Source organism: Curtobacterium sp. NPDC098951 (assembly GCF_044759965.1).
GTDB lineage: Bacteria > Actinomycetota > Actinomycetes > Actinomycetales > Microbacteriaceae > Curtobacterium.
Genome location: NZ_JBIWAG010000001.1, coordinates 117,359 through 142,570, shown reverse-complemented (window position 1 = coordinate 142,570; position 25,212 = coordinate 117,359). Strand labels below are relative to the sequence as shown.

At 71.6% G+C, this 25,212-nt stretch carries 21 protein-coding genes; 3 read left to right on the top strand and 18 right to left on the bottom strand.

Translation table 11 applies throughout. The features are described 5' to 3' along the window. Positions 1-17: 17 nt before the first annotated feature. The 17 genes from ACIQUC_RS00715 to ACIQUC_RS00635 all read right to left on the bottom strand — a co-directional run bounded on the left by ACIQUC_RS00715 (position 18) and on the right by ACIQUC_RS00635 (position 19,724). A complete protein-coding gene (locus tag ACIQUC_RS00715) occupies positions 18-320 on the bottom strand; it encodes a YggT family protein (protein ID WP_402262115.1) in 303 nt (100 codons plus the stop codon). 71 nt (positions 321-391) lie between these two features. Then, positions 392-955: a cell division protein SepF gene (locus ACIQUC_RS00710; protein ID WP_402262113.1), complete on the bottom strand. Its 564-nt coding sequence runs from the start codon at positions 953-955 to the stop codon at positions 392-394. 44 nt (positions 956-999) lie between these two features. Next, positions 1,000-1,725 (bottom strand): YggS family pyridoxal phosphate-dependent enzyme, encoded by a 726-nt coding sequence (locus ACIQUC_RS00705; protein ID WP_402262111.1) that lies wholly within the window; start codon positions 1,723-1,725, stop codon positions 1,000-1,002. 7 nt (positions 1,726-1,732) lie between these two features. Beyond that, entirely contained in the window at positions 1,733-2,902 is a 1,170-nt protein-coding gene (ftsZ, locus tag ACIQUC_RS00700) for a cell division protein FtsZ (protein ID WP_402262108.1), read from the bottom strand. Positions 2,903-3,040: 138 nt separating this feature from the next. Further along, positions 3,041-4,318 (bottom strand): FtsQ-type POTRA domain-containing protein, encoded by a 1,278-nt coding sequence (locus ACIQUC_RS00695; RefSeq protein WP_402262105.1) that lies wholly within the window; start codon positions 4,316-4,318, stop codon positions 3,041-3,043. Continuing rightward, positions 4,315-5,736 (bottom strand): UDP-N-acetylmuramate--L-alanine ligase, encoded by a 1,422-nt coding sequence (gene murC, locus ACIQUC_RS00690; RefSeq protein WP_402262102.1) that lies wholly within the window; start codon positions 5,734-5,736, stop codon positions 4,315-4,317. Before murC ends, ACIQUC_RS00695 begins: the two co-directional genes overlap by 4 nt. Then, complete coding sequence (gene murG / locus ACIQUC_RS00685) at positions 5,733-6,854, bottom strand: undecaprenyldiphospho-muramoylpentapeptide beta-N-acetylglucosaminyltransferase (RefSeq protein ID WP_402262099.1); 1,122 nt, start codon at positions 6,852-6,854, stop codon at positions 5,733-5,735. Before murG ends, murC begins: the two co-directional genes overlap by 4 nt. Then, a complete protein-coding gene (gene ftsW, locus ACIQUC_RS00680; RefSeq protein ID WP_402262096.1) occupies positions 6,851-8,221 on the bottom strand; it encodes a putative lipid II flippase FtsW in 1,371 nt (456 codons plus the stop codon). Before ftsW ends, murG begins: the two co-directional genes overlap by 4 nt. Further along, complete coding sequence (gene murD, locus ACIQUC_RS00675; RefSeq protein WP_402262093.1) at positions 8,190-9,716, bottom strand: UDP-N-acetylmuramoyl-L-alanine--D-glutamate ligase; 1,527 nt, start codon at positions 9,714-9,716, stop codon at positions 8,190-8,192. The genes ftsW and murD overlap by 32 nt, the downstream gene beginning before the upstream one ends. After that, positions 9,706-10,809 (bottom strand): phospho-N-acetylmuramoyl-pentapeptide-transferase, encoded by a 1,104-nt coding sequence (mraY, locus tag ACIQUC_RS00670; RefSeq protein WP_022906691.1) that lies wholly within the window; start codon positions 10,807-10,809, stop codon positions 9,706-9,708. Before mraY ends, murD begins: the two co-directional genes overlap by 11 nt. Beyond that, positions 10,806-12,371 carry a UDP-N-acetylmuramoyl-tripeptide--D-alanyl-D-alanine ligase gene (gene murF / locus ACIQUC_RS00665; RefSeq protein ID WP_402262090.1) on the bottom strand — a complete coding sequence of 522 codons (1,566 nt, stop codon included), beginning with the start codon at positions 12,369-12,371 and terminating at the stop codon, positions 10,806-10,808. The genes mraY and murF overlap by 4 nt, the downstream gene beginning before the upstream one ends. Beyond that, on the bottom strand, positions 12,368-14,005 hold the full coding sequence (locus tag ACIQUC_RS00660; protein ID WP_402262087.1) for a Mur ligase family protein: 1,638 nt from the start codon (positions 14,003-14,005) through the stop codon (positions 12,368-12,370). The genes murF and ACIQUC_RS00660 overlap by 4 nt, the downstream gene beginning before the upstream one ends. Positions 14,006-14,019: 14 nt before the next feature. After that, the gene (locus ACIQUC_RS00655; protein ID WP_402262084.1) at positions 14,020-15,789 is read right to left on the bottom strand and encodes a peptidoglycan D,D-transpeptidase FtsI family protein; all 1,770 of its coding nucleotides are present in this window, start codon (positions 15,787-15,789) and stop codon (positions 14,020-14,022) included. 49 nt (positions 15,790-15,838) lie between these two features. Beyond that, positions 15,839-16,540, bottom strand: a complete 702-nt coding sequence (locus tag ACIQUC_RS00650) for a hypothetical protein (protein ID WP_402262082.1) — start codon at positions 16,538-16,540, stop codon at positions 15,839-15,841. A 1-nt stretch (position 16,541) separates the two neighbouring features. Further along, a complete protein-coding gene (gene rsmH / locus ACIQUC_RS00645) occupies positions 16,542-17,549 on the bottom strand; it encodes a 16S rRNA (cytosine(1402)-N(4))-methyltransferase RsmH (protein WP_402262079.1) in 1,008 nt (335 codons plus the stop codon). Between the two features lie 64 nt (positions 17,550-17,613). Next, entirely contained in the window at positions 17,614-18,045 is a 432-nt protein-coding gene (mraZ, locus tag ACIQUC_RS00640) for a division/cell wall cluster transcriptional repressor MraZ (protein ID WP_022906684.1), read from the bottom strand. 1,283 nt (positions 18,046-19,328) lie between these two features. Next, positions 19,329-19,724, bottom strand: a complete 396-nt coding sequence (locus ACIQUC_RS00635) for a DUF3040 domain-containing protein (RefSeq protein WP_402262076.1) — start codon at positions 19,722-19,724, stop codon at positions 19,329-19,331. Positions 19,725-19,807: 83 nt separating this feature from the next. On the opposite strand from ACIQUC_RS00635, the gene ACIQUC_RS00630 reads away from it, so the two are divergent. Next, positions 19,808-20,926 (top strand): polyprenyl synthetase family protein, encoded by a 1,119-nt coding sequence (locus ACIQUC_RS00630; protein ID WP_402262073.1) that lies wholly within the window; start codon positions 19,808-19,810, stop codon positions 20,924-20,926. 72 nt (positions 20,927-20,998) lie between these two features. Here ACIQUC_RS00630 and ACIQUC_RS00625 read toward each other — a convergent pair whose 3' ends face one another. Then, positions 20,999-21,364 (bottom strand): Rv2175c family DNA-binding protein, encoded by a 366-nt coding sequence (locus tag ACIQUC_RS00625; RefSeq protein WP_022906697.1) that lies wholly within the window; start codon positions 21,362-21,364, stop codon positions 20,999-21,001. A gap of 163 nt (positions 21,365-21,527) precedes the next feature. Here ACIQUC_RS00625 and ACIQUC_RS00620 point away from each other — a divergent pair, with 163 nt between their 5' ends. Both ACIQUC_RS00620 and pknB read left to right on the top strand, forming a co-directional pair. Beyond that, positions 21,528-22,745, top strand: coding sequence for a LysM peptidoglycan-binding domain-containing protein (locus ACIQUC_RS00620; protein ID WP_402262069.1), 1,218 nt, complete (start codon positions 21,528-21,530; stop codon positions 22,743-22,745). Between the two features lie 202 nt (positions 22,746-22,947). Next, the gene (pknB, locus tag ACIQUC_RS00615; protein WP_402262066.1) at positions 22,948-24,972 is read left to right on the top strand and encodes a Stk1 family PASTA domain-containing Ser/Thr kinase; all 2,025 of its coding nucleotides are present in this window, start codon (positions 22,948-22,950) and stop codon (positions 24,970-24,972) included. The last annotated feature ends 240 nt before the right edge of the window (positions 24,973-25,212 follow it).

Below are 25,212 nucleotides of genomic sequence, written 5' to 3'. Positions count from 1 at the left end.
GCGCGTGTCGTGTCCCCCTAGTTGGCGAACACGGGGATGAGCAGGGCGATCACGAACCGCAGGATGATCGCCACCAGGAGCACGATCGTCCAGCCGAAGTCGAGGGCCACGGGCCCCATGCGCATCGGCGGGAGCACCCGTCGGACCGCCCGGATCGGCGGGTCCGTCACGGTGTAGACCACGTCGGCGACGACGAGGAGTCCTCCGCGCGGCCGCCAGGACCGGTTGAACTGCTGGACGATGTCGAGGACGAACCGCCCCCACAGCACGAGGATGTACAGCAGGAGGAGGTAGTACAGGATCGTGAGGATCGCGGTCACGATTGGGCTCGCTCAGCTCGGGTGCGGATCGTCACGCGACGACCTGCACGGGGCGGGTGGGCCTGAGGGACTCAGGACTGGGCGAAGAAGGACGCCTCGATGTCGGACTCTACCTCAGGCGCCTCACCGCTCACCGCGACGTGGGCCGGCGAGAGCAGGAAGACCTTGTTCGTGACGCGCTCGATCTTGCCGTAGAGGCCGAGCGACAGCCCCGAGGCGAAGTCGATCATGCGGCGGGCGTCGGCCTCGGTCATCTGCGAGAGGTTGATGATGACGGGGATGCCGTCACGGAAGCTCTCGGCGATGGACTGGGCGTCCTTGTACTCGCGCGGGTGGACGGTGAGGATCTCGTTCATTTCCTGGACCGGTGCTGCCTTCTGTGCGGACGTGTGCGAGCGGCGGAGCGGGGTGACCTGTGCGCCGCGCTGGTGGGTGTGCGTCTTGGGCTCGGCAGCGACGGGCGCCACCGGTGCCGCGGCGGGCGCGGGGGTCTCGTCGGCGACCTGCGCGGCCGCGGGGGCGGGAGCCGGAGCGGACTGCTGGCGCGCGGTCTGCTGCTGCGGCTCGTCCTCGTACTCGAGTTCCTCGTCGGCGAGGCCCAGGTAGACCATCGTCTTCTTCAGCGGGTTGGCCATGGTTCCTCCGGAGGTCGGTGCTCGTGGATGCCCTTGCAACGAGGCTAGGGCGCGACCGGCCGATTTCCCGTGATTGCGGACCCGATCCGCAGGTGTGTCGCGCCCTCGAGCACGGCGTCGGCGTAGTCGCCGCTCATCCCCGCCGAGATGTCCGTCGCCGTCGGCACGATCGACACCACGCGCTCGGACACGCCGCGGAGCCGGGCGAACGCCGCGCGGGGCTCCTCGTCGAGCGGCGCGACCGCCATCACACCCCGCAGCCGGATCGTCCCGGTCGCGAGGACCCGTTCGACCATCGCTTCGACGGCGTCCGGTCGGACACCACCGCGGTCGGGGTCGTCGGTCAGGTTCACCTGCACGAAGCCGTCGATGACCGGCGGCTCCGGCTCGGCCTCGGTCGGGGCGAACGCGTCCACGACCGACTCGCGGTCGAGCGACTGCACGACGTGCGCGTACCGCCGGACCTGCCGGGCCTTCTTCGACTGCAGCTGGCCGATGAAGTGCCAGGTCAGGTCGAGGTCGGCGAGCTCCGCGGCCTTGGCCTGCGCCTCCTGGTGGCGGTTCTCCCCCACGTCGGTGACGCCGAACGCGGCGAGCTCGCGGACGAGGGACGCCGGGTGGAACTTCGTGACGACGATGAGCGTGAGCTCGTCGGCCGAGCGCCCTGCGGCGCGCGCCGCGTCGGCGATGCCGCTCCTGACGGACGCGAGACGCGCCTCCGGTCCGTCGTCTGGTGACGAGGCGGACGGGAGGCGCGGTTCGGCTACCAAGGAGGACTTACTTCAGGAAGTCGGGGACGTCGAGCTCGTCGTCGTCGTCGTCGAACGCCGGGTCGGCGGCACGCTGCGCGGGCGCCTCGTGCTCCTGCGACGCCCACGACGGAGCGGCCGAGGACGAGTCCTCGATCGCACCGCTCGCGCCGGCGGACGCCACCGGCACGGTCGCACCGGCGTCCGGGTCGACCCAGCTGGAGCGACGCTCCTTGAGCTGCGAGGTCGGCTCGCCACCGTCGAAGCCGGCGGCGATGACGGTCACGCGGACCTCGTCGCCGAGGGTGTCGTCGATGACGGCACCGAAGATGATGTTCGCCTCGGGGTGCACGGCCTCCTGCACGAGACGGGCCGCGTCGTTGATCTCGAAGATGCCGAGGTTCGATCCGCCCTGGATCGAGAGCAGCACGCCGTGGGCGCCGTCGATCGACGCCTCGAGCAGCGGGCTCGCGACGGCCAGCTCGGCGGCCTTGATCGCCCGGTCGGCACCGCGCGAGGACCCGATGCCCATGAGCGCCGAACCGGCACCCTGCATGACGGACTTGACGTCGGCGAAGTCGAGGTTGATCAGGCCCGGGGTGGTGATGAGGTCGGTGATGCCCTGCACGCCGGCGAGGAGCACCTGGTCGGCGGTCGCGAAGGCCTCGACCATGGAGATGCCGCGGTCGCTGATCTCGAGCAGGCGGTCGTTCGGCACGACGATGAGCGTGTCGACCTCGTCCTTCAGCCCGGCGACGCCGTTCTCGGCCTGGGACTGACGACGCTTGCCCTCGAAGCTGAACGGCTTCGTGACGACACCGATGGTGAGGGCGCCGATGGACTTGGCGATCCGGGCGACGACGGGCGCACCACCCGTGCCGGTCCCACCACCCTCACCAGCGGTCACGAACACCATGTCGGCACCGGCGAGGGCCTCTTCGATCTCCTCGGCGTGGTCCTCGGCGGCACGACGGCCGACCTCGGGGTCCGCGCCGGCGCCGAGGCCGCGGGTGATCTCGCGGCCGACGTCGAGCTTGACGTCGGCGTCGCTGAGCAGCAGTGCCTGCGCGTCGGTGTTGATCGCGATGAACTCGACGCCACGGAGGCCGAGCTCGATCATCCGGTTGACGGCGTTGACGCCGCCGCCGCCGACACCGACGACCTTGATGACGGCGAGGTAGTTGTGGTTCGTGGTCACGTCAGTCAGGCCTCCGGTTGAACCCTCAACCTCTACTTGAAGTTCAGGGGCAATGCTGGTAGATGTGGTGCTCGAATCGACGCTACGGGTGCCGTCCACAGGCTGTCGCGCCGCCACGCCGCGTGTCGCGCGATTCCGCTACTTCTTCGCGCGGATGATCCCGTTGTCGGGCGCGCTCACGTCGTACTCGACCACGGTGCCGGGGTTCCGGGCCGCGTGGTCCTTCACGAGGGCCGCGAGGAGCGCCGCCTTGGCGTCGGACTGCTCGGGGTTGCCCCAGACCACGCTCGAGCGGTCGCGCAGGGTGAGCGTCACGTCGTCGGCGGTCGAGCCCTTCACGCTCGTCACCTGAGACCGCACGGTCGACGGCAGCGCGAGCACGACCTCGGTCATCGTGCGGAACTCGCTCGATCCGAGCTTCGCGTTCCCGATGTCGGCGAGCGGCATGTTCGCGGGCTGCTTCGGCGAGGACTGCACGACGATGCCGGCGGGGTCGACGAGGTCGAAGGACTTCCCGGACCGCACCGCCACCACGGGCGTGCGCTCGGTGACCGTGACGACGAGGGTGTGCGGCGGGGCCTCCTCGGTCACGTAGCTCTCGATGAGCGGGAAGCCGGCGATGTCGCGCTTGATGGCGTCGAAGTCGAGCCGCGCCAGCGGGGTGCCGATCTGGTCGGAGAGCGCCTGGCGGACCTCGGTGGCGTCGACGCGGTTCGTGCCCTTCACCTCGATCGTCTGCAGGGCCATCAGGGGCGAGAACACCGCGACGAGGATCGAGATCCCGAACACCAGGACGATGCTCGCCGCGGTGATCCACGCGGCACGGCGGTGGCGGCTGCGGCGGGTGAAGCGACGGACCTCGGCCCGCTCGAGCAGACGACGGCGGCGCTTGGCGACCCGGGCCTCGCGCGCGGTCTCCGCCGCGCGGACGCCGGCGCCGATCGGGCGCTCGCCCTCGCGATGCTCGGAGCCGTGCAGCTCGGTGCCGTTCGGGTCGGAGCCGTGCAGGTCGGTGAGGTGGGCGAGCCGCTCGGCGTCCTGCCGTTCGGTCTCCCGCCGCTCGCGGGCGGCGCGCTCGGCCTCCGGGTCGTGGTGGTCCTCGTCCGGCGTGTACTCGCGCAGCCGTCCGGCGACCGAGGACAGCCCGGCGCCGAGGCGCCGCCCCGCGGCGCCGGCGAGGGCCCCGGCGCGGTCGCGCGCCGAGGCTGTCGCCGGGTCGGTGGCGGTGGGGTCGGCCGTCTCGTCGTCCGGCGCGGTCGGGGCAGGCTCGTGCCGCGCCTCCTGGACCTCCGGCGCGACCTCGCGGGACGGACGCCTCGGGGCCGTCGGGGTGCGGCGCTGCCGGGGCGCACGCGCGCCCGCAGCAGGTGCGTCCGGGCGGGCCGGACCCTCGTCGAACCCCTCTGGACGCTTCACCGGGACTGCGCCCCGTCGTCGTGGAGGGCACTGAGCACCTGCGGGATGATGCGGTACACGTCGCCGCAGCTCAGCGTCATGATGATGTCGCCGTCCCGCGCGACCGCGGCGGCGCGCGCGGACGCCTCGTCCCAGTCCGGCAGGAACTCGACACGCGACTGGTCGGCGAAGCGCTCCTGGACGAGGGCGCCGGTGACGCCGGGTTCCGGGTCCTCGCGGGCGCCGTAGACGTCGAGGACGACGGTGTGGTCGGCGAGCTCCTCGTAGACCTTCGCGAAGTCGCCGGCCATCATCCGGGTCCGCGAGTACAGGTGCGGCTGGTGGATCGCGATGATGCGGCCGTCGCCGACGACGTTCCGTGCCGCCCTGAGCGCGGCCGCGACCTCGGTCGGGTGGTGGGCGTAGTCGTCGTAGACCGACACCCCGCGCTCCACGCCGTGCAGCTCGAAGCGCCGCTGGGTGCCACCGAAGGCCTCGATCCCGCGGATCGCGTCCGCGGCGGCGACGCCGAGCCCGGTCAGGACGGCGAACGCGCCGACGGCGTTGATCGCGTTGTGGCGCCCGGGCACGCGGAGCGTCAGGTGGTGCGATGCGCCCGCTGCGCGGAAGTCGACCTCGACCCCGGCGGACTCGGTGATGCCCTCGATCCGGACGTCGGCGTCGACGGCCTCGCCGAAGGTGACGACCTCGGGGGCGTCGGTGCGCGCGCGGATGCCGGCGGTGACGGCCTGGGCGCCGGCGTCGTCGCTCGAGATGACGACCCGTTCGGACGCCTTCGCGGCGAACTCGACGAACGCCTCGGTGAAGGCCTCCTCGCTGCCGTAGTGGTCGAGGTGGTCGGCGTCGACGTTCGTGACGAGGGCGACGGCGACGTCGTAGAGCAGGAACGAGCCGTCGGACTCGTCGGCCTCGACGACGAACAGGTCGCTCGATCCGGGAGCGGAGCTCGTGCCGAGGGACTGGATGACCCCGCCGTTGACGAAGCTCGGGTCCAGACCCAGCTCGACCATCGCTGTGACGATCATGCCCGTCGACGTCGTCTTGCCGTGGGCACCGGCGACCGCGACGAGGCGCTGGCCGGCGATGAGCGCGGCGAGGGCCTGCGAGCGGTGCAGGACCGGGATGCCGCGGCGCTGGGCCTCGAGCAGCTCGGGGTTGTCCGGCCAGAGGGCACTGGTCACGACGATGGTGTCCGCGTCGCCGACGTTCCGGGCGTCGTGGCCGATGTGCACGTCCGCGCCGAGCTCGCGCATCGTCTGGGTCGTGGCGGTCTCGCGGGAGTCGCTGCCCGTCACGCGGTGGCCGGCGGCGAGGAACATCCGGGCGATGCCGCTCATGCCGGAGCCACCGATGCCGACGAAGTGGACGGTGCCGAGGTCCTCGGGGATCGGCTGCGTCAGGTCCGGCTTGATGGTCATCGTTCCTCCGTGGTGCTGGTGCCGCTCGGCCGCGTCCGGCTGGCCGGTGTCCGGCCCGCGTCGAGGACGAGGTCGGTCATCCGGTCGGCGCCGTCGCGGTGCCCGACGCTGCCGGCCCGGACGGTCATGTCCGCGATGCGGGCCCGGTCCTGCAGGATGTTCAGGAGCTGGAACGTCACCCAGTCCTCGTCGAATTCCGCGTCCGCGACGAGGACCGCTCCCCCGGCGTCCACGACGTCCTTCGCGTTGTGCCGCTGCTCGCCGTTGCCGACAGGGTACGGCACGAGGACGCTCGGCAGCCCGACGGCGGTGAGCTCGCAGACCATGCCGGCGCCGGCGCGCGAGACCACGAAGTCGCTCGCGGCGTACGCCAGGTCCATGCGGTCGCAGTAGGGCAGCACGTGGTAGCCGTCGAGGTCGCTCGGACCGATGTCGGACTTGCCCCCGACGACGTGCAGGACCTGCCAGCCGGCGCCGACGATGGTCGCGGCGGAGCGGTTCACCGTGCGGTTGATGCTGCGCGCACCCGAGGACCCGCCGGTCACGAGCAGGACCGGACGGGCCGGATCGAGGCCGAACTCGGCGAGGCCCTCGGCGCGGACGGCGCGACGGTCGAGCGACTCGATCTCGCGACGGAGCGGCATGCCGACGACCCGGCCGTGGCGCAGGCGGGTGTTCGAGAAGGTCAGGCCGACGTGGTCGGTGAGGAAGGCGGCGAGACGGTTCGCGAGCCCCGGCTTCGCGTTCTGCTCGTGCACGACGATCGGCGTCCCGGTGCGACGCGCCGCGATGTACGCCGGCGCGGCCGCGTAGCCGCCGACGCCGAGGACGACGTCGACCCCGCGGTCGCGGATGATCTGCTCGACACGACGGACCGCGCCGAGGAACCCGCCGGGGAAGCGGAGCGCGGCGGCGTTCGGCTTGCGCGGGAACGGCAGGCGCGGGATCGTCAGCAGCTCGTACCCGCGCATCGGGACCAGGCGGGACTCGAGCCCCTCGGCCGTCCCGAGGACGAGGACCTCGGCGTCGGGCTCGCGTTCGGTCAGACGGTCGGCGACCGCGAGCAGGGGGTTGACGTGACCGGCGGTACCGCCGCCGGCGAAGAGGTAGGTGCTCACCGGAGGGTTCCGTTCGTGGTGGTGCGGCCGCTCGGACCCGGGAACGCGCTCGTGCGGCCACTCGGACCCGGGAACGTGCTCGCCCGGTCGCTCTTGCCCGGGAACGCGCTCGCGCGGTCGTTCTTGCCCGGGAACGCGCTCGCGCGGTCGTTCTTGCCCGGCAGGTCCCGTGCGAACGACAGGACGACGCCGATGGCGACGAGCGTCATGATGAGCGCGGAGCCGCCGGCCGAGATGAGTGGGAGGGGGACGCCGAGGACCGGCAGGAGGCCGAGGACCACGGCGATGTTGACGAGCGCCTGGCCGATGATCCACGCGAGGACGCCACCGGTGACGGTCTTCACGAAGGGGTCGTTCGACTGGCGGATGATCTTGATCATGCCGACGGCCAGGACGACGAAGAGGGCGAGCACGACGACGGCGCCGACGAGTCCGAGCTCCTCGCCGATGATCGCGAAGATGTAGTCGTTGTCCGCCTCCGGCAGCCAGGACCACTTCGCCTTGGAGTTGCCGAGCCCGACGCCGAAGACGCCGCCGGAGGCCAGTGCCCACATGCCGTGGGTCGGCTGCCAGCAGAGGTCCTGGTACTGGCTCGTGTCCGTGCAGCCGGAGAGCCAGGCGCTGATGCGGTGCGACCGGGAGCTCGACGCCATCGTGACGAACGGCAGCAGCACGGCGAGGCCGACGACCCCGACGAGCAGGTGCTTCGCCCGGGCTCCCCCGACGTAGAGCGCCCCGAACACCAGGATGAGCATGATCATCGCGGTGCCCTGGTCACCGCCGACGAGGACGAGGCCGATCGACCCGAGCGACGCGATGCCGATCGGGATGAAGACCTCTTTCCAGTCGTCGAGCTTCTCGCGCTTGACGTACATGATCGCGCCGATGCCGAGCACGAGCGCGAGCTTCAGGATCTCGGACGGCTGCGCGGTGAACGACCCGACGCGGATCCAGTTCCGGTTGCCCTGGATCGAGTACCCGAGCGGCGTCAGGACGACGAGCGCCTGCACGACGAGGCCGACCCCGACGATCCACATCGCCCACTTCCGCCAGAACCGCGCGGGCAGACGGGAGGCGATGAGCATGAGCGGCACGCCGAGCACCGCGTAGAGACCCTGACGGGACGCGGCCCCGAAGAAGTCGTGCGTCGCGGCGTACTGCTCCACGCTCGACGACGAGAGCACCATGACGACCCCGAACACGACGAGGAACAGCGTCACGCCGAGGATCGTGTAGAAGGTGCTCGACTCGGCGACGAAGACGTTCTTGACGGCGACGACCGCACCGTTGTGGCGGCGGGCGGATGTGTGCGGGCGGCTCGGAGCTGCCCCGGTCTTACTGCCGCTCGGAAGATCCGTCGTCGCCATCGGCGTTTCCTCCCAGGTGCTCGTGGACCGCCGCCGCGAATCGACGCCCCCGGTCCGCGTAGGAGCCGAACTGGTCGAACGACGCCGCGGCCGGGGCGAGGAGGACCGTGTCGCCCGGTCTCGCGACCGATGCGGCATGCCGGACCGCCTCGGGCATGACCTGATCAGTGTCCGCTGCCTCGACCTGCAGCACCGGCACCCCGGGCGCGTGTCGCGCGAATGCCTCGAGCACGGGGGTCCGGTCGGTGCCGATCACGACGACGGCACGGACGTCGGGGCCGAAGCGCGCGACGAGTCCGTCGACGTCGACGCCCTTGAACAGGCCCCCGACGATCCACACGACCGTGTCGAACGACGCCAGCGACGCCGTCGCCGCGTGCGGGTTCGTGGCCTTCGAGTCGTCCACCCACGTGATGCCGTCGGCGGTGGCGACGTGCTCGGTCCGGTGGTGGTCGGCACGGAACCCCTGCACGGCGGCACGGATCGCGGCCGGCTCGACCGACGCCGCACGGGCGAGTGCGGCCGCGGCGAGCACGTTCATGGTCATGTGCGGGCTGGCGAGCCCGGCCGCCTCGAGGTCGGCGACGGTCGCGAGCTCGAGCGCGCTGTTGCGTCGGTCGTCGGTGAAGGCCCGGTCGCACAGGACGTCCTCGACCACGCCGACGTCACCGGGTGCCGGGATGCCGGGGGTGAAGCCGACCGCACGGCACCCCTCGACGACGTCGGCCTCCTCGACCATGTGCCGGGTGGCGTCGTCGGTGGTGTTGTAGACGCAGGCGAGCACGGTGCGCTCGTAGACCTTCGCCTTGGCGGCCCGGTAGGCCTCGGCCGAGCCGTGCCACTCGAGGTGGTCGTCGGCGATGTTCAGGCAGGTGCTCGCGAGGGGCACCACCGCGCCGTCGCCGGTGGTCGGCATGTAGTGCAGCTGGTGGCTGGACAGCTCGACCACGAGGACGTCGAAGCCGTCCGGGTCCCGAACGACGTCGAGGACGGGCACGCCGATGTTGCCGCAGGACACGGCCCGCAGCCCGGCGGCCTCGAACATCGCGGTGGTGAGCTGCGTCGTGGTGGTCTTGCCGTTCGTGCCGGTGATGGTCACCCACGGCGCGGCGATCGGACCGCGCACGACCTTGTCGCGGACGCGCCAGGCGAGCTCGATGTCACCCCAGACGACGCTGTTCGCCACGGCCCACTGCACGGTCGCGTTGTGCGGCGGCAGGCCCGGCGACACGACGACGAGGTCCGGCGCCTGCGCCTCGAGCGCGGCGGGCACGGTGTCCAGCGGCGCCTGCACGAAGCGCGCGCCGATCACGTCGAGCAGTTCGACGCTGTCCGCGGGGGCGTCCGACGAGTAGACGGTCACGGCGCTGCCGAGCTCGACGAGGGTGTCCGCGACCGAGAACCCGGTGGCGCCGAGTCCGAGGACCGCCACGTCGAGCCCCTTCCAGCCCTCGGCGTACCAGCTGTCGAGCGATGCCAGGCGGTCAGCCGACACGGGCGATCCACTCCAGGTAGAACAGGCCGACGCCGGCCGCGACGCAGAGTCCGGCGATGATCCAGAACCGGACGACGACGGTCACCTCGGCCCACCCCTTCAACTCGAAGTGGTGGTGCAGTGGACTCATCCGGAAGATGCGCTTGCCGTGGGTGATCTTGAAGTACGCCCGCTGCAGGATGACCGAGCCGGTGACGATGAAGAAGAGGCCGCCGATGAGGACGAGCAGGAGCTCGGTGCGGCTGAGGATCGCGAGACCCGCCAGCGCGCCGCCGAGGCCGAGCGACCCGGTGTCGCCGAGGAAGATCTGCGCCGGCGACGTGTTGTACCAGAGGAAGCCGATCAGGCCGCCGCAGACAGCCGCCGCCACGACCGCGAGGTCGAGGGGGTTGGTCACGGTGTAGCAGGCGTGCTCGGTGTTCGAGTCGAGCCGGGCACCGCCGCAGATCTGGTTCGACTGCCAGAAGCCGATGATCACGTACGAGCCGATCGCGAGGATGCTCGACCCGGTGGCGAGGCCGTCGAGGCCGTCCGCGACGTTCACGCCGTTCGACGTCGAGACCGTGAGCAGCACGATCCAGGCGAGGAACAGCACGGTGCCGATCACGGTGCCGAGCGCCATGAAGTCCAGCCACGGGATGTCCCGGATGGCCGAGACCATGGTCGACGCCGGCGGCTTGCCGTTGCCGGACGGGACGACGAGCGCGACGGTCGCGAAGATCACGCCGACGATGACCTGACCGAGCACCTTCGCCCACCCGCCGAGGCCGAGGCTGCGCTGGCGGCGGACCTTGAGGAAGTCGTCGATGAACCCGACGAACCCGAGGCCGACCATGAGGAACAGCACGAGCAGCCCGGACAGCGTGATCGAGTCGCGGCCGACCAGGTGCCCGACGAAGTAGCCGAGCACCGCGCCGATGATCAGGACGATGCCGCCCATGGTCGCGGTCCCGCGCTTGGTGTGGTGCGACTGCGGACCGTCGTCGCGGATGAACTGTCCCCAGCCGAGGCGGTGGAACAGCTTGATGAACAGCGGCGTGAGCAGCAGTGTGAACACCAGCGACACGGCGCCGGCGATCAGGAGGGCGATCATTCGGTGACACCTCCGAGGCGGTCGCCGAGGAATCGCAGTTCGGCGGACTTCGAGGACTTGACGAGGACGACGTCGCCGGGGCGGAGCATCTCCTGCAGTGCGTGGACGGCGTCGTCGACGTCCTCGATGAACACGGACTCGCCGTCCCACGATCCCTCGAGGGTGGCGGCCTGGTGGATGGGCATCGCGCCGCGGCCGACGACCACGAGCTGACCGATGCCCAGACGGACGACGAGCCGGCCGATGCGGTCGTGCTCCTCCGTCGAGAACTCGCCGAGCTCGGCCATCTCGCCGAGCACGGCGACGGTCCGCTCCCCCGGGCGGACGATCTGGGCGAGCGTCCGCAGCGCGGCGGCGGTCGAGTCGGGCGACGCGTTGTACGCGTCGTTGATCACGGTGACCCCGTCGGGGCCGCCGGGGAGGAGCTCCATGCGCCAGCGCTCGGCGCGCGTCATCGACGCGAGCGCGGCCGCGCCGTCGGCGAGGGGCACGCCCCACAGGTGGGCGACCGTGAGCGCGGCGGACGCGTTCATCGCGTGGTGCTCACCCAGGATCGCGAGCTGCACGTCGACGTGGTCCGTCCCTCTCCCCACCTGCACGGCCGGCTCGCCGCTGGCGCGTCGATCCGGAACCGGCGGCGTGGGCCCCGGCTGTCCGTCCGCAGACGGGTCGCCTTCCTGGCGGACGGGAGGCGCGGTGAGCGTGAAGCGGGTGCCGTTGCGGTCCGTCTCGATGCCGGTGATGCGGTAGTCGGCATCCGCCGACGTGCCGAAGCCCACGACGGTCGCCGCCGTCAGGTCGCGCATCGACGCGACGCGGTCGTCGTCGACGTTGAGGAGCGCGGTCGCGCTGGCCGGCAGGTCGGTGACCATCTCGGACTTGGCGCGCTGGGTCGCCTCGATCCCGCCGAACTCGCCGGCGTGCGCGAGGCCCACCTTGAGGACGACACCGACGTCCGGCTCGGCGATCGAGACGAGCTTGGCGATGTGGCCGATGCCGCTCGCGCCCATCTCGACGACCAGGTACCGGGTGTCCTCGGTGATGCGGAGCATCGAGATCGGTGCGCCGACGTGGTTGTTGAACGATCCCTGGGGCGCGATCGTCGCACCGTGCTGCTCGAGGATCGTGCGCAGCATGTTCTTGGTGCTCGTCTTGCCGTTCGAGCCGGTGATGCCGACGACCCGCAGGGGTGCCGGGCGACCGTCGGCGTCGACCCGGTCGGCGGTTGCCATCCGGACGCGTGTGACGACCTCGTGCGCCAGCGCCGCGAGGGCCGCGTAGCCGTCGGTGACCACGATCTGCGGCGCGGTGGTGTCGACGCGCTCCGGCGTGACGATCAGCGCGGCGCCGGCCTCGGTCGCGGCGGGGACGAAGCGGCGGCCGTCCGTGACCTCGCCCGGGAGCGCGAAGAACACGCTGCCGGGCCCGACGAGCCGGGAGTCGGTCTCGACCGAGCCCTCGACGACCAGGTCACCCTGGTCGGCGACGTCGGTCGCCTGGGCACCGGGGATCAGCTCGCCGTCGACCGCGGTCGCGATCTCGGCGAGGGTCAGGGCGATCATCGTGCGTCCTCGGCCGGACCGGAGTTCGGCTCCCACCCGGCCTCGCGGAGGGCCTGGCGGGCCTCGTCGCGTGCCGAGTACGGGGTGCGGACGCCCTGGATGTCGCGGTAGTCCTGATGGCCGGGGCCGGCCCAGAGGATCGAGTCCCCGTCGCCGACGAGGCCCACGGCGGTGCGGATCGCCGCCTCGGGCGGGCTGACCTCGTGGATCTCGTGGTCCGGGAACGCCTCGCGCGCGGCGTCGACGAGGGTCTTCCGGATCGACGCGGCGTCCTCGAAGCGCGGGTGGTGGTCGGTGATCACGAGGATGTCCGACCCCGCGGCGGCCACGCGGGCCATGTCGGGACGCTTGGTGGTGTCGCGGTCGCCGTCGGCGCCGAAGAGCATGAGGACCTTGCCGGAGGTGAACTGGCGCACCGCGGCGAGGGTGTTCTCGAAGGCGTCGGGGCTGTGCCCGAAGTCGACGTAGACGCTCGGACCGCGATCGCCCGAGACGCGCTCGGTGCGGCCGGGCAGGTAGCACTCGATGGCGCTCGTCGGCTCGTCGCGCTGCTCGCGCTCGTCCTCGTCCGGGTAGCGGCGGTGGTTCGTCTCGAGCGCGTGCGCGATGGCACCGAGCTCGAACCCGCCCTCGACGAGCATCACGATCGCGAGCGCTGCGTTCGCAGCCATGTGCCACCCGATGAGCGGCACACGGGTGGTGAGCTCACGCCCCTCGGGTCCGGTCAGGCGGAACTCGGTGTAGGCGGCGTGCGCCTCGACGATGTCGACGTGCCACTCGGCCTCGACGTCGGGGTGGACCGTGATGGTCGTGACCGGGATGCGGGAGTCCTGCACCACGCGGTGGCCCCAGTCGGTGTCCAGCGAGACGACGCCGCGGCGGGCGTGCTCGGGCTGGAACAGCGGGAGCTTCGCCTGGTAGTACTCCTCCATGTCGGCGTAGTCGTCGAGGTGGTCGTGCGACAGGTTCGTGAAGGCCGCGACGTCGAAGACGATGCCGTCGACGCGGTGGCGGCTGAGGGCCTGGGCGCTCACCTCGACGGCGACCGCGCGCACCTCGCTCTCGCGCATCCGGGCGAGCAGCGCGTGCATCTCGCTCGCCTCGGGCGTGGTGAGCCGGCTCGTGACGCTGAGGGTGCCGATGTGGCGCTCGGCGGTCGAGCTCAGGCCGGTGACGAGACCGAGCTGCTTGAGGATCCCCTCGAGGATGTAGGAAGTGCTCGTCTTGCCGTTCGTGCCGGTGACGGCGAACAGCTGCGGCAGGTCGGTGGCCTCGTCCGGGTGGGTGCGGTAGACCCACGCCGAGACGTCGCCGAGGGCCGCACGGGGGTCGTCCACGACGAGCACGGGGAGACCGGCCGCCTGGGCGTGCTCCACGCCGGCGTCGTCGGTCAGGACGGCCACCGCACCGCGCTCGGCGGCCTCGGCGGAGAACTCCGCGCCGTGGCGGTTCGCACCGTGCACGCCGACGAAGAGTTCACCCGGCTGCACCTCGGCAGCGCTCAGGGTGACACCGGTCGTCTCGACGGCGTCGACCGAGCCGACGACACGCAGACCGAACGCGTTCGCGAGTTCGGCCACGGCCCTCGGGGTCGGGTGTTCGGGTCGGAGGACCGGGGGGATCCGTGCGGACAAGTGCTCCTTCTTCCTCACCACGTGGTCGGGTAGGTCTTCGCCGGCGTCGTGGAGGGGGCTACTCGGTACTTCTCGAGCACCTGGGACATGAGAGTTCGGAACGCCGGAGCCGCTCCGCTGGACCACTTGTTGGTCTGCGGCTTCGTGAACGTCACCGTGACAACATACTGGGGGTCCTCGGCGGGTGCCATTCCGGCCACCGACGTGATGCGCTGTCCGCCGTAGCCCTTGGACCCCTCGGCCACCTCGGCGGTGCCCGTCTTCGCGGCGATGTTGTAGCCGGAGATCGGCTTCATGCCGACGAGGGTGCCACCCGTGACCACGCTCTGCAGCATGTCCGTGACCTGCGTCGCGGCGTTCGCGGACACGACACGCGTCGGCTGCACGTCGGGCGCGTCGATCATGGTGCCGTCGGCGGTCTCGCAGCCCTTCACGAAGTGCAGCGGGATCCGGACACCGTCGTTCGCGAGGGTCTGGAAGATGCTCGCGACCTGGATCGCGGTCGTCGAGATGCCCTGCCCGAACATCGAGTTGATGTTCGTCTGCTGGTCCCACTCCGGGCTCGAGCCGTAGTCCATCGACGGCTGCCCCGGGTAGTCGATCGCCGACTCGGGCTCGAACAGGCCGAACTTCTTCATGTAGTCGTACCGCTGCTGGGCGGTCAGGCGCTCACCGAGCTCGGTGATGCCGACGTTCGACGAGTTCTGCAGGATGCCCGTGAGCGTCAGGTTCTCGGTCTGGTGGAACTCGGAGTCGTGGATCGACCCGCCCCAGGGGAACGAGCGCGAGTACGGCACGACCGCTCGGTCGGTCGGGCTCGACTTGCCCTGGTCGATGAGTGCCGCCGCGATCGCGGCCTTGATCGTGGAGCCCGGTTCGTACGTCGCCGTGAGCGCCCGCGATCCGAACGCACCCTTGTCCGTGGTGGCGTCGACGTCGTTCGGGTCGACGGTCGGGTAGTCCGCGACCGCGAGGATCTCCCCCGTCTTCACGCTGGTGACCGTCGCCGTGGCGGACTCGGCCTGCAGCGACTTCGCGGCGGACGCGATGGTCTGGTTGGCCATGTACTGCAGGTCGCTGTCGATCGTGGTCTCGACCGTGCCGCCGTCCTTGGCTTCCTTGGTCGTCACGGTGCTCCCGGGGAGCTGGACGCCGTCGGAACCGCGCTCGTACGTCTCGGAGCCGTTCGACCCCGCCAGGCACTTGTCGTAGGCGTACTCGAGCCCGGCCTGTGCACCGTCGGTGCCCATGAAGCCGGTGATGTTGCCGGTCGTTGCCGCCGTCGGGTACACCCGTGACGCCTGCTGCTCCTTGTAGATCCACGGGATGCCGAGCGCGGTCACCGCCTCGTAGTGCTTCACGTCGAGGCCCTTGACGAGGTAGGCGAAGTCGGACCGCGGGTTCGCCGCGATGCTCTTCTGCATGGTCGCCACGTCGCCGCCCGAGGCCTTCGCCAGCGCCGCGAGCGCCTGGTCGACCGTGACGTCCTTCACGCGGGTGCCGCCGAGCTTTCCCTCGAACTTCTTCACCAGGCGCGGGGCCGTCGTGATGTTGTAGCGGGTGACGCTGTCGGCGAGCTCGGTCCCGTTGCGGTCGACGATCGACCCGCGGGTCCCGTAGATCGTGACCGGGATGCTCCGCTTCTCCTTCGACAGCTCGTTGAGCGAGGCGGCCTGGACCACCTGGATGTCGACGAGGCGGACCACGAAGACCGCCACGAGCGCGATCACGGCGATCATCACGACGCTGTAGCGCAGTCGACGGTTGCGGATCGTCTTCGTCACGCGATGCGGTCCTTCCCGGGTGGTGCGGCAGGCTGTCCCGACCCGCAGGTCACCGGGTGGAGGGGGCCTGGAGCTGGTTCGGGTCGGACTCTACGTCGGCGGTGGACGAAGCCCCGGCCGACGCGCTGGCGCCTGTGGTCTTCCCAGCGTCGGCGGCGGTGCTGTCCGTGGTGGTGCCAGCGTCCTTGCTCGTCGAGCCGGCTCCGCTGTCCGTGCTCGTCGAGCTGGCCCCGCTCTCCTTGCTCGTCGAGGTGTCACCCGGCTTCGCGGCCAGCGGCACGTCGGCGAGCAGCGAGTTCGGCACCTGGTTCGACGTCGCCGCGGTGGCCGGGTCGGCGACCGCCGGGGTCGGCGTGCCGTAGACACGACCGGTCTTCGGGTCGAGGTACACCGGCGTCGAGTTCGCGATCATCCCGAGCGCCTGGGCGTTGCGGGCGAGGTTCTGCGGCGAGTCGAGCACCCGCAGCTCCTCGGACAGCGACTGCTGGGTGCGGGACAGGTTCGTCTGCTCGGCGCTCAGGGAGTTGAGCGTGTACGCGCCCTGGCTCAGCACCATGCTGATGCCGAGCTGCGCGAGGAGCAGGATGCCGAGGGCGACCACCGCCACCACGGCGTAGGCGATGCGGGGGCGTGCCCGGCGCTGGGCCTTGGTCGGGGTGACCTCGACGAGCTCCGGCCGGTTCTGTCGCGTCGGACGCGGGGCGCGGGACGGGACGACGGCGGGGTCGACGAGTGCGAGGTTCGTGCTCATGTCACTTCCGGATCCGCTCGGCCGCGCGCAGGCGCACGGGGGTTGCTCGTGGGTTGGCGGCGCGTTCGGCCTCGTCGGCCAGCTCGGCGCCCTTGACGACCAGTTCGTACGTCGGCCGGTGCTCGGGCAGTTCGACCGGCAGGCCGGCGGGTGCGCTCGACTTCGTCCGTGCGGTGAGTGCCCGCTTGACGATGCGGTCCTCGAGCGACTGGTACGACTCGACGACGATCCGGCCGCCGACCGCGATGGAGTCGAGGGCCGCCGGGATCGCCCGCTCGAGGACGCTCAGCTCGGCGTTGACCTCGATGCGGAGCGCCTGGAACACCCGCTTCGCCGGGTGTCCCTGTCGCTGGATCGCCACCGGGGTCGCGTCGTGCAGGACCTGGACCAGGTCGCCGGACATCTCGAACGGGGCGCTGGCGCGTCGCTCGACGATGGCGCGGGCGTAGCGTCCGGCGAGCTTCTCCTCGCCGTAGCGCTGGAAGATCCGGCGCAGCTCGCCCTCGTCGTAGGTGGCGAGGACGTCGGCCGCGGTCTGCCCCTCGGTCCGGTCCATCCGCATGTCGAGCGGTGCGTCCTGGCTGTACGCGAAGCCGCGTTCGGCACGGTCGAGCTGCAGCGAGCTGACACCGAGGTCGAACAGCACGCCGTCGACCTGCTCGAAGCCCTCGCCCTCGATCGCCTCGACGATGCCGTCGTAGACGGTGTGCACCAGGCGGACGCGGTCACCGAACCGGGCGAGCCGGTCCCCCGCGATGCCGAGCGCGTCGGTGTCGCGGTCGAGGCCGATGAGCGTCAGCTCCGGGAACCGCTCGAGGAGCCCCTCGGAGTGGCCGCCCATGCCGAGCGTCGCGTCGACCACGACCTTGCCCGGCCCCTCGAGCGTGGGCGTGAAGAGGTCGACGATGCGCTCGAGCATCACCGGGGTGTGCGGGAAGCGCGGTGTGTTGGTCTCGTCCTCGGCCATGTGCAGCCCCTCGTCCTCCGGGCCGCGGGTCCGGATCCCCATCCATGCGACCTGACACCGGGGAAGGGGTGTCAGGGATGCACGGCTGGGAGTCCCGATCCACGGATCAGAAGATCCCCGGGATCACCTCCTCGTCGTTGTCGGCGAAGCCCTCTTCGACTTCGGCGTAGTAGGCCTCCCACGCGGGGGTCGACCAGATCTCGGCGCGGTCACCGGAGCCGATGACCGTCAGGTCCCGCTCGAGCCCCGCGTACTCGCGGAGGTTCTGCGGGATGGTGACGCGGTTCTGCTTGTCGGGCTGTTCCGCGCTCGCTCCGGAGAGGAACAGGCGCATGTAGTCCCGGGTGCGCTTCGAGGTCATCGGTGCGGTGCGGATCCGCTCGTGCAGCTGCTCGAACGTGTCCGCGCTGAAGACGACCACGCAGCGCTCCTGCCCGCGGGTCATCACGAGGCCCCCGGACAGTTCGTCCCGGAACTTGGCGGGGAGGATCACGCGACCCTTCTCGTCGAGCTTCGGGGCATGGGTACCGAGCAGCACGTCGGGCCTCCCCTCCGCTCCACCGGACCGTTGTGTGCCCCACTTTACTCCACTCCCCTCCCCACGGGGCGGATTTCATTCCCGAAGTCGCCCGTCAGCCTCGTTCTGGGGGCGGATCTCGTCGTCGATCGGGCAATTTCGGCCCGTACTGCCGCGGAACGGCGGGCCTGTGGAGCGGAGTGGAGCGCGTGGAGGGAAGTGGAGGACTTTCGCAGCTCCGTGGGCACGACGGCGGCGTGCCGAGGTGTCCCCGGCAGGGCCGTCCCGGCGGGCGGTCGCCGCAGCCAGGACGGCGGGACCCGGGCGGCGGGTCGACTCCGTCGCCGCGCTGGTCGCACGACGCGCCGTCCGCCGATCGCCTGGGTCGCACGACGTGCCGCCGCCGGCCGTCGATCGCCTGGGTCGCACGACGTGCCGTCCGCCGATCGCCCGGGTCGCAGGACGTGCCGCCGCCGGCCGGCCCCGGCGACACTTCTCGCGACCAGCGCCCGCGCGCCGGCGCGCGCGTGCCCGCCCCGCCGACACCTCCCCCGACCAGCCCGCCCGCCGACCGGTCCGCACGCGCTCGACCTCACGCGCTGGCTGCCCGGTTCCCGAGCGGGTAGAACACGCCGCACGCTCCCCGCCGAGCGGGCGGAATCGGCCGCCCGGCCCGCTCGAGTGGGACGGACATCGCCCGCTCGCGGGAGCGCGGGGTACAGCAGCACCCGTCGGGGCCGCGAGGCGCGGTGCGGGGCCGACCCGCGCCTCCCGTCCGACAGCAGCGCACGGTCACCCGCCGAGCGGGCAGGACACGCCGCGCACTGCCCGCCGAGCGGGCAGGACACGCCGCGCGCTCCCCGCCGAGCGGGCAGAACACGCCGCGCGCTCCCCAGCGAGCGGGCGGAATCGGCCGCCCAAGCTCGCCGAGCGGGACGGACATCGCCCACTCGCGGGAGCGCGGGGTACAGCTGCACCCATCGGGGACGGGAGGCGCGGTGCGAGGCCGACCCGCACCTCCCGTCCGACAGCCGCGCACGATCACCCGCCGAGCGGGCAGGACACGCCGCGCGTTGCCCGCCGAGCGGGCGGATTCGGCCGCTCAGGGCCGCCGAGCGGGACGTATTTCGCCCGCTCGCGGGGCGCGAGGCGCGGGACGGGGCGCGGGGCGCGGAGGCGCAGGACGGGGCGCGGAGGTGCAGGACGCGGGACGGGGCACGGACTCGCGGGGCGCGATGCGCCCCCGCGCACGACAACGGGGTCAGCCCCGAAGGACCGACCCCGTGGAGGAGTGTGGAGGGCGCCTAGCCCTGGTTGTCGTTCCGCTTGTCCCAGCGCTCGTTCATGCGGTCCATGAAGGACCCGCCGCCACTCTGGCTCGGCCGAGCGGACCCGCCCGACGACGGCTTGCCGGCCCGAGGCGTCTTCGCCTTGGGCGCTCGCATGCCGGGACGCAGCGCGAAGAGGACTCCGGCCAGCATCACGACGAAGCCGAGGATCCCGATGAGCGGCTGGCGCATGACCAACCCGACAATGACGATCGCGACACCCGCGAGGGCGCCGAGCACCCCGAGCGTGATCGACGTGTAGGTCGGACGACCCTGGCGACGCGTGACGCGCGCGACGAAGTCGGAGTCATTCTGGTAGAGGCTCCGCTCCATCTCTTCGAGGAGTCGCTGCTCTTGCTCCGAGAGTGGCATCTGTGTTCCCTCTGTTCCTGGGATCGACGCGTGGTTGAGGTGGACCGAGTCTACGACTCGACCGCTCCACTAGGGTAGGGAGTGTGGCTGAGAGTACGCGATTAGTGGACCTCGTGTCGGCGCGGATCGATCGAGCGCTGGACGACCAACGGGAACGGCTCGCAGCGATCAGTCCGGACCTTGCTCCGTTCGACCGGTACGCGCGCGATCTGCTGTCCGGGGGCAAGCGGTTCCGGGCCCTGTTCTGCTACTGGGGATGGCAGTCCGTGGCGGGACGATCGGGCTCGTTCGACCCGCTCGGCGAGGGGTCGCGGCAGACCACGGCCGAGGCGATCGTCACGGTCGCAGCGGCGCTCGAGATCTTCCACGCGGCGGCCCTCGTGCACGACGACATCATGGACCGCTCGGACACCCGTCGCGGGCGTCCGGCGGCGCACCGCCGGTTCGAGTCCCTGCACGAGGAGTCCGGCTGGGTCGGTGACCGCGCGCTGTACGGCACGAACTCCGCACTGCTGCTCGGCGACCTCCTGCTCTCCCTGAGCGACGCCGTCTTCGACGAGGGACTCGCCCTGCTCGACCCCGCTCGTGGTCGGATCGTCCGCCAGGAGTTCCACACCATGCGCCTCGACGTCACGGCGGGCCAGTACCTCGACGTGCACGAGGAGACCGCGTGGCCGACCATCGACGAGGACGAGCACCTCGTGCGGGCGCAGCGCGTCATCGTCTTCAAGTCGGCGAAGTACTCGATCGAGGCACCGCTCGTCATCGGCGCCCTCGTCGCCGGGGCGTCGGACGCGCAGCTCGAGGGGCTCCGGGCGTTCGGACTCCCCCTCGGCGTCGCCTACCAGCTCCGCGACGACATGCTCGGCGTCTTCGGCGACCCCGAGGTCACGGGCAAGCCCGCCGGCGACGACCTGCGCGAGGGCAAGCGCACCGTCCTCATCGCCTCGGCCCGCAAGGCGCTCCCCGGTGGTCCGCGCCAGTTGCTCGACGAGCTCCTCGGCGACCCGGACCTCGACGAGGCGCAGGTGCAGATGCTCCGCGCCACGCTCACCGAGTCCGGTGCGGTCGCGGCCGTCGAGCGGTCGATCGACCGGCACGTGCAGCGCGCGAAGGCCGCCATCGAAGCGGCTCCGCTCACGCCGTCGGCGCGCGAGCAGCTCGTCGCGCTGGCCGACACGGTCAGCCGACGCGTCGCGTAGACGCTCCAGCGAGACGGACAGGAGGCGCGGTGCCAGCTGGCACCGTGCCTCCTGTCCGTCGGGCGGGGACCGCTAGAGCAGGGACTGGGCGATGCGACGCACCTCGGCCTTGCGGCCGGCGCGCAGCGCGGCGATCGGCGAGGTGCCGATCGCGTCGTCGTCCGAGAGCATCCAGCGGACGGCTTCGTCATCGGTGAAGCCGTTGTCCGAGAGCACGATGAGCGTCCCGCGCAGCTCGGGCAGCGGCTCGCCCTCGTCGAGGAACTCGCTCGGCACCCGCAGGACGCCGTCCACGCGCGCGGGCAGCAGCGTCTTCTGCTCGAAGAGACGGTGGATGCGCCCGGGGCTCACCCCGAGCAGGTCCACCAGGTCGGGGACGGTCAGCCATCGCTCGGAAAGGGTCGTGTCGTCGATGGGTGCAGCACTCACAGGCCCCATGTTGCCAGAGTGGGGCGCGGCGTCACACCGACTCGTTCGTCACATTCGTCACACACGCAACATCCGACTCTCTGGTTGACTTGGGAAACGCGCCATGCCAGCGTGGGAACACCTGTGAGTGCGCACGCACGCGCAACGGCTCACCGCTCGAACAGGAGACACCGTGGACAACGCTGCAGACGAAGACGCCCGGCGCGCACGATCCGCCCGGTTCGCGACCATGCCCATCGTCCTCGCGGGGACGATCGCGGTGACCGCCGGACTCACCGGCCCGGTCGCCCACACCGAACCACGCCACGACGACGACAACCGCAACAAGCGACACGTCGACGAGGACCGCACCGTGACCGACCGACCGGTCTTCCAGACCGCCGTGGCCCGTCCGGCCGAGACCACCGTCCAGACGGTCGCCGCCGTCTCCACCCGGGTCCCCACCACGTACACCGTGCGCCAGGGCGACACCGTGTCGGGCATCGCCGCCCGGTACGGCCTGTCCGCGCAGGAGGTGCTCGTGCGCAACGGCCTCGGCTGGAACACGATCATCCACCCCGGCCAGACGCTGCACCTCGCGTCGACGCCAGCGGTCACGACGGCCTCGGCGCGGACGTCGGCCACCGGCAGCTACCACGTCAAGCAGGGCGACACGGTGTCCGGCATCGCCGCGCGCGTCGGCGTGTCGACCACGGCGCTCCTCAGCGCGAACAAGCTCTCGCAGCGCTCCGTGATCTACCCCGGGCAGACGCTCCGGGTCCCGACGGCTGGTGCCACGGCGGCGCCCGTGGCGTCGGTCGCGGCCGCTCCGACCTCCAGCTCCGGAAACGCCTCGTCGGCCCGGGCCGGCAGCGTGAAGATCGGCACGGGCGACACCATCGCCTCGATCGCCGCCGCGCACGGGGTGTCGGTCTCGGCGCTCCTCTCGGCGAACGGGCTCACCTACACGAGCACCATCTACGCCGGCAAGACCCTCGTGCTGCCGTCCTCCGGCCCCTCGCTCTCGGCGGAGCAGCGGGGCAACGCGGCGACGATCGTGTCCGTCGGCCGATCGCTCGGGGTGTCCGACCACGGGATCGTCATCGCCCTCGCCGCGGCGATGCAGGAGTCGAGCCTCCGCAACCTGTCCCACGGCGACCGCGACTCGGTCGGGCTGTTCCAGCAGCGGCCGAGCCAGGGCTGGGGCTCCGCTGCGGCGCTGCAGGACCCGGTGACCGCGACGAAGCGCTTCTTCACCGGCAACCCCGGGCACACCCGCGGGCTGCTCGACATCGCCGGGTGGTCGTCGATGAACGTCACCACGGCGGCGCAGGCCGTCCAGGTGTCGGCGTACCCGAAGGCGTACGCGCAGTGGGAGAAGACCGCGCAGAGCCTGCTGGCATCGCTCTGACCCCGGCCGCGCGGCCCCCGGGCGTGCCCGCACGCCTGGCCGCCCGGTCCCCGGGCGTGCCCGCACGCCTGGCCGCCCGGTCCCCGGGCGTGCTCGCAGGCCTGGCCGCCCGACAGAACCGAGTCATCCGCAAGATCGAGATTCGGTCACGACCGGTGCGTCAGTGCGGGTCCGTGCAGTCCCGATTCGTAGAATGCCGCCGATGACCACCAACGCCGCCACGGACCCGATGATCGGTCGCATGATCGATCACCGGTACCGCGTACGCTCCCGCATCGCGCGCGGGGGCATGGCGACCGTGTACCTGGCGACCGACGTGCGGCTCGAGCGACGCGTCGCGATCAAGATCATGCACGGCCACCTGGCGGACGACCAGGCCTTCCGGGAGCGCTTCATCCAGGAGGCCCGCTCCGCCGCCCGGCTCTCCCACCCGAACCTCGTCGGCGTGTACGACCAGGGCGCCGAGGACGACACGGCGTACATCGTCATGGAGTACATCCCGGGCATCACGCTCCGCGACCTCCTGCAGGAACACCACGCGCTCACGCCGGAGCAGGCGACCGACATCCTCCGGGCCGTCCTCGCCGGCCTCGCCTCGGCGCACCGTGCCGGCATCGTGCACCGCGACCTCAAGCCCGAGAACGTCCTGCTCGCCGACGACGGCCGCATCAAGCTCGGGGACTTCGGCCTCGCCCGCGCCACCACGGCGAACACCGCGACCGGTGCGGCCCTGCTCGGCACGATCGCGTACCTCTCCCCCGAGCTCGTCACGCGCGGCGCCGCCGACTCCCGCAGCGACATCTACGCGCTCGGCATCATGCTCTACGAGATGCTCACCGGCGAGCAGCCCTACAAGGGCGAGCAGCCGATGCAGATCGCCTACCAGCACGCGAACGACCAGGTCCCCGCACCGAGCGCCGCCGTGGCCGGGATCCCGCCGGAGCTCGACGACCTCGTCGCCTGGTCCACCGCCCGCAACCCGGACGACCGTCCGCGTGACGCCCGCGAGATGCTCGACCACATGGCGGGCGACCAGCAGCGCGCCACCGGGCAGTACCGGACCGCCGTGCTGCGTCCCGAGAACGCGACCGCGATCATCCCGGCCGGGTCCGCGACGCCCACCTCGGCGGACTCCGGCGACGCCACCACCATCCTCGAGCCGTCGCAGCGCTCGTCGGCCCAGCAGCCCGGCGGCCGTGGCGGTCGGAACGCACCGGGCCCCCGGCGCACCGGCTCGCAGCCCGGTGCGCTCTCCCCCGCCGCACAGCGCCTCGCCGACAAGTCGACCAGGCGCCGGAAGCGCGGCTGGATCGTCCTCGTCGTCGTCCTCGTGCTGATGGCGCTCGGCGGGTCGATCGGCTGGGCGTTCGGTCCCGGTCCGTGGGGCAACGTCCGCATCCCCGAGGTCGCGGGCAAGTCGGTCTCGCAGGCTCGCCAGCTCCTCGAGGCGCAGGGTCTGCAGACGGCGTCGTCGACCGCGACCCGGTTCGACGCGGTCGTCGCGAAGGGGCAGGTCTCCACGACCAAGCCCGCGGCCCGGCGCGAGGTCCGCAAGGGCACCTCGGTCCAGATCGTGGTGTCGAACGGCCCGAAGATGATCGCCCTGCCGGCGATCGTCGGGCAGCCGCTCTCCACCGTCACCGCCGCGCTCGACGACGACTTCGAGCTGCAGGACGACCAGTACCAGTTCTCCGCCGACGCACCGAAGGACACCGTCATCGCGGCGACCGGACTCGGCACCGACGGGGCATCCGTCGACCTCTCGACCGTCAAGGCCTACGGCGAACGCGGCCCGGTGACGCTCACCGTCTCGCTCGGCGCGGTGCCGGACGTCGTCGGCAAGTCGGTCGACGACGCCTCGGCGACGCTCGACGCGGTCGGCCTCACCCTCGGCTCGCAGGACGCGCAGTACAGCGACACCGTCCCCACGGGGCAGATCATCTCGGCGAAGGCCGCGGACGACCCCGTGGTCGAGGGCTCCGCGATCGACGTCGTCGTGTCGAAGGGTCCGACTCCGATCACGCTGCCGGACGTGCACGGCAAGACGATCAATGACGCCACGGCGACGCTCGACGCGCTCGGACTGAAGGTCTCGGTGCCGGACTGCACGAACATCCTGTGCGGCTTCTACGACTGGAAGGCCTCGCTCCCCGTCCAGTCCACCGACCCGGGCGCCGGCGCGACGGTGTACCGCGGCGACACGATCACGCTCGCCTACGAGCAGTAGGCGCACGCCCAGCACTCCGCACTCCGCGGTGCCGAGACTCGGCCAGGCGGACAGTTTTGCGCTCTCGGAGCCACGAAGGTGTCCGCGGAGCCGAGTCTCGGGGCGAGCGGGGCGGGGCGGCGGGCGCACGCACGTCACGGACGGGAGGCGCGGGGGCCCCGGGCCCCCCCCCCCCCCCCCCGCCCCCCGGGGGGGGGGGGGCCGATAGCGGCCCCGCCCCCCCCGCCCGGCGGGCGCGCG

Coding starts and splice junctions, on each gene's coding strand:
- ACIQUC_RS00710 (WP_402262113.1), bottom strand. CDS start 955: ATGGCCAACCCGCTGAAGAAGACGATGGTCTACCTGGGCCTCGCCGAC.
- murC (WP_402262102.1), bottom strand. CDS start 5,736: ATGACCATCAAGCCGGACCTGACGCAGCCGATCCCCGAGGACCTCGGC.
- ftsW (WP_402262096.1), bottom strand. CDS start 8,221: ATGGCGACGACGGATCTTCCGAGCGGCAGTAAGACCGGGGCAGCTCCG.
- mraY (WP_022906691.1), bottom strand. CDS start 10,809: ATGATCGCCCTCCTGATCGCCGGCGCCGTGTCGCTGGTGTTCACACTG.
- murF (WP_402262090.1), bottom strand. CDS start 12,371: ATGATCGCCCTGACCCTCGCCGAGATCGCGACCGCGGTCGACGGCGAG.
- ACIQUC_RS00650 (WP_402262082.1), bottom strand. CDS start 16,540: ATGAGCACGAACCTCGCACTCGTCGACCCCGCCGTCGTCCCGTCCCGC.
- rsmH (WP_402262079.1), bottom strand. CDS start 17,549: ATGGGGATCCGGACCCGCGGCCCGGAGGACGAGGGGCTGCACATGGCC.
- ACIQUC_RS00635 (WP_402262076.1), bottom strand. CDS start 19,724: ATGCCACTCTCGGAGCAAGAGCAGCGACTCCTCGAAGAGATGGAGCGG.
- ACIQUC_RS00625 (WP_022906697.1), bottom strand. CDS start 21,364: ATGGGGCCTGTGAGTGCTGCACCCATCGACGACACGACCCTTTCCGAG.
- pknB (WP_402262066.1), top strand. CDS start 22,948: ATGACCACCAACGCCGCCACGGACCCGATGATCGGTCGCATGATCGAT.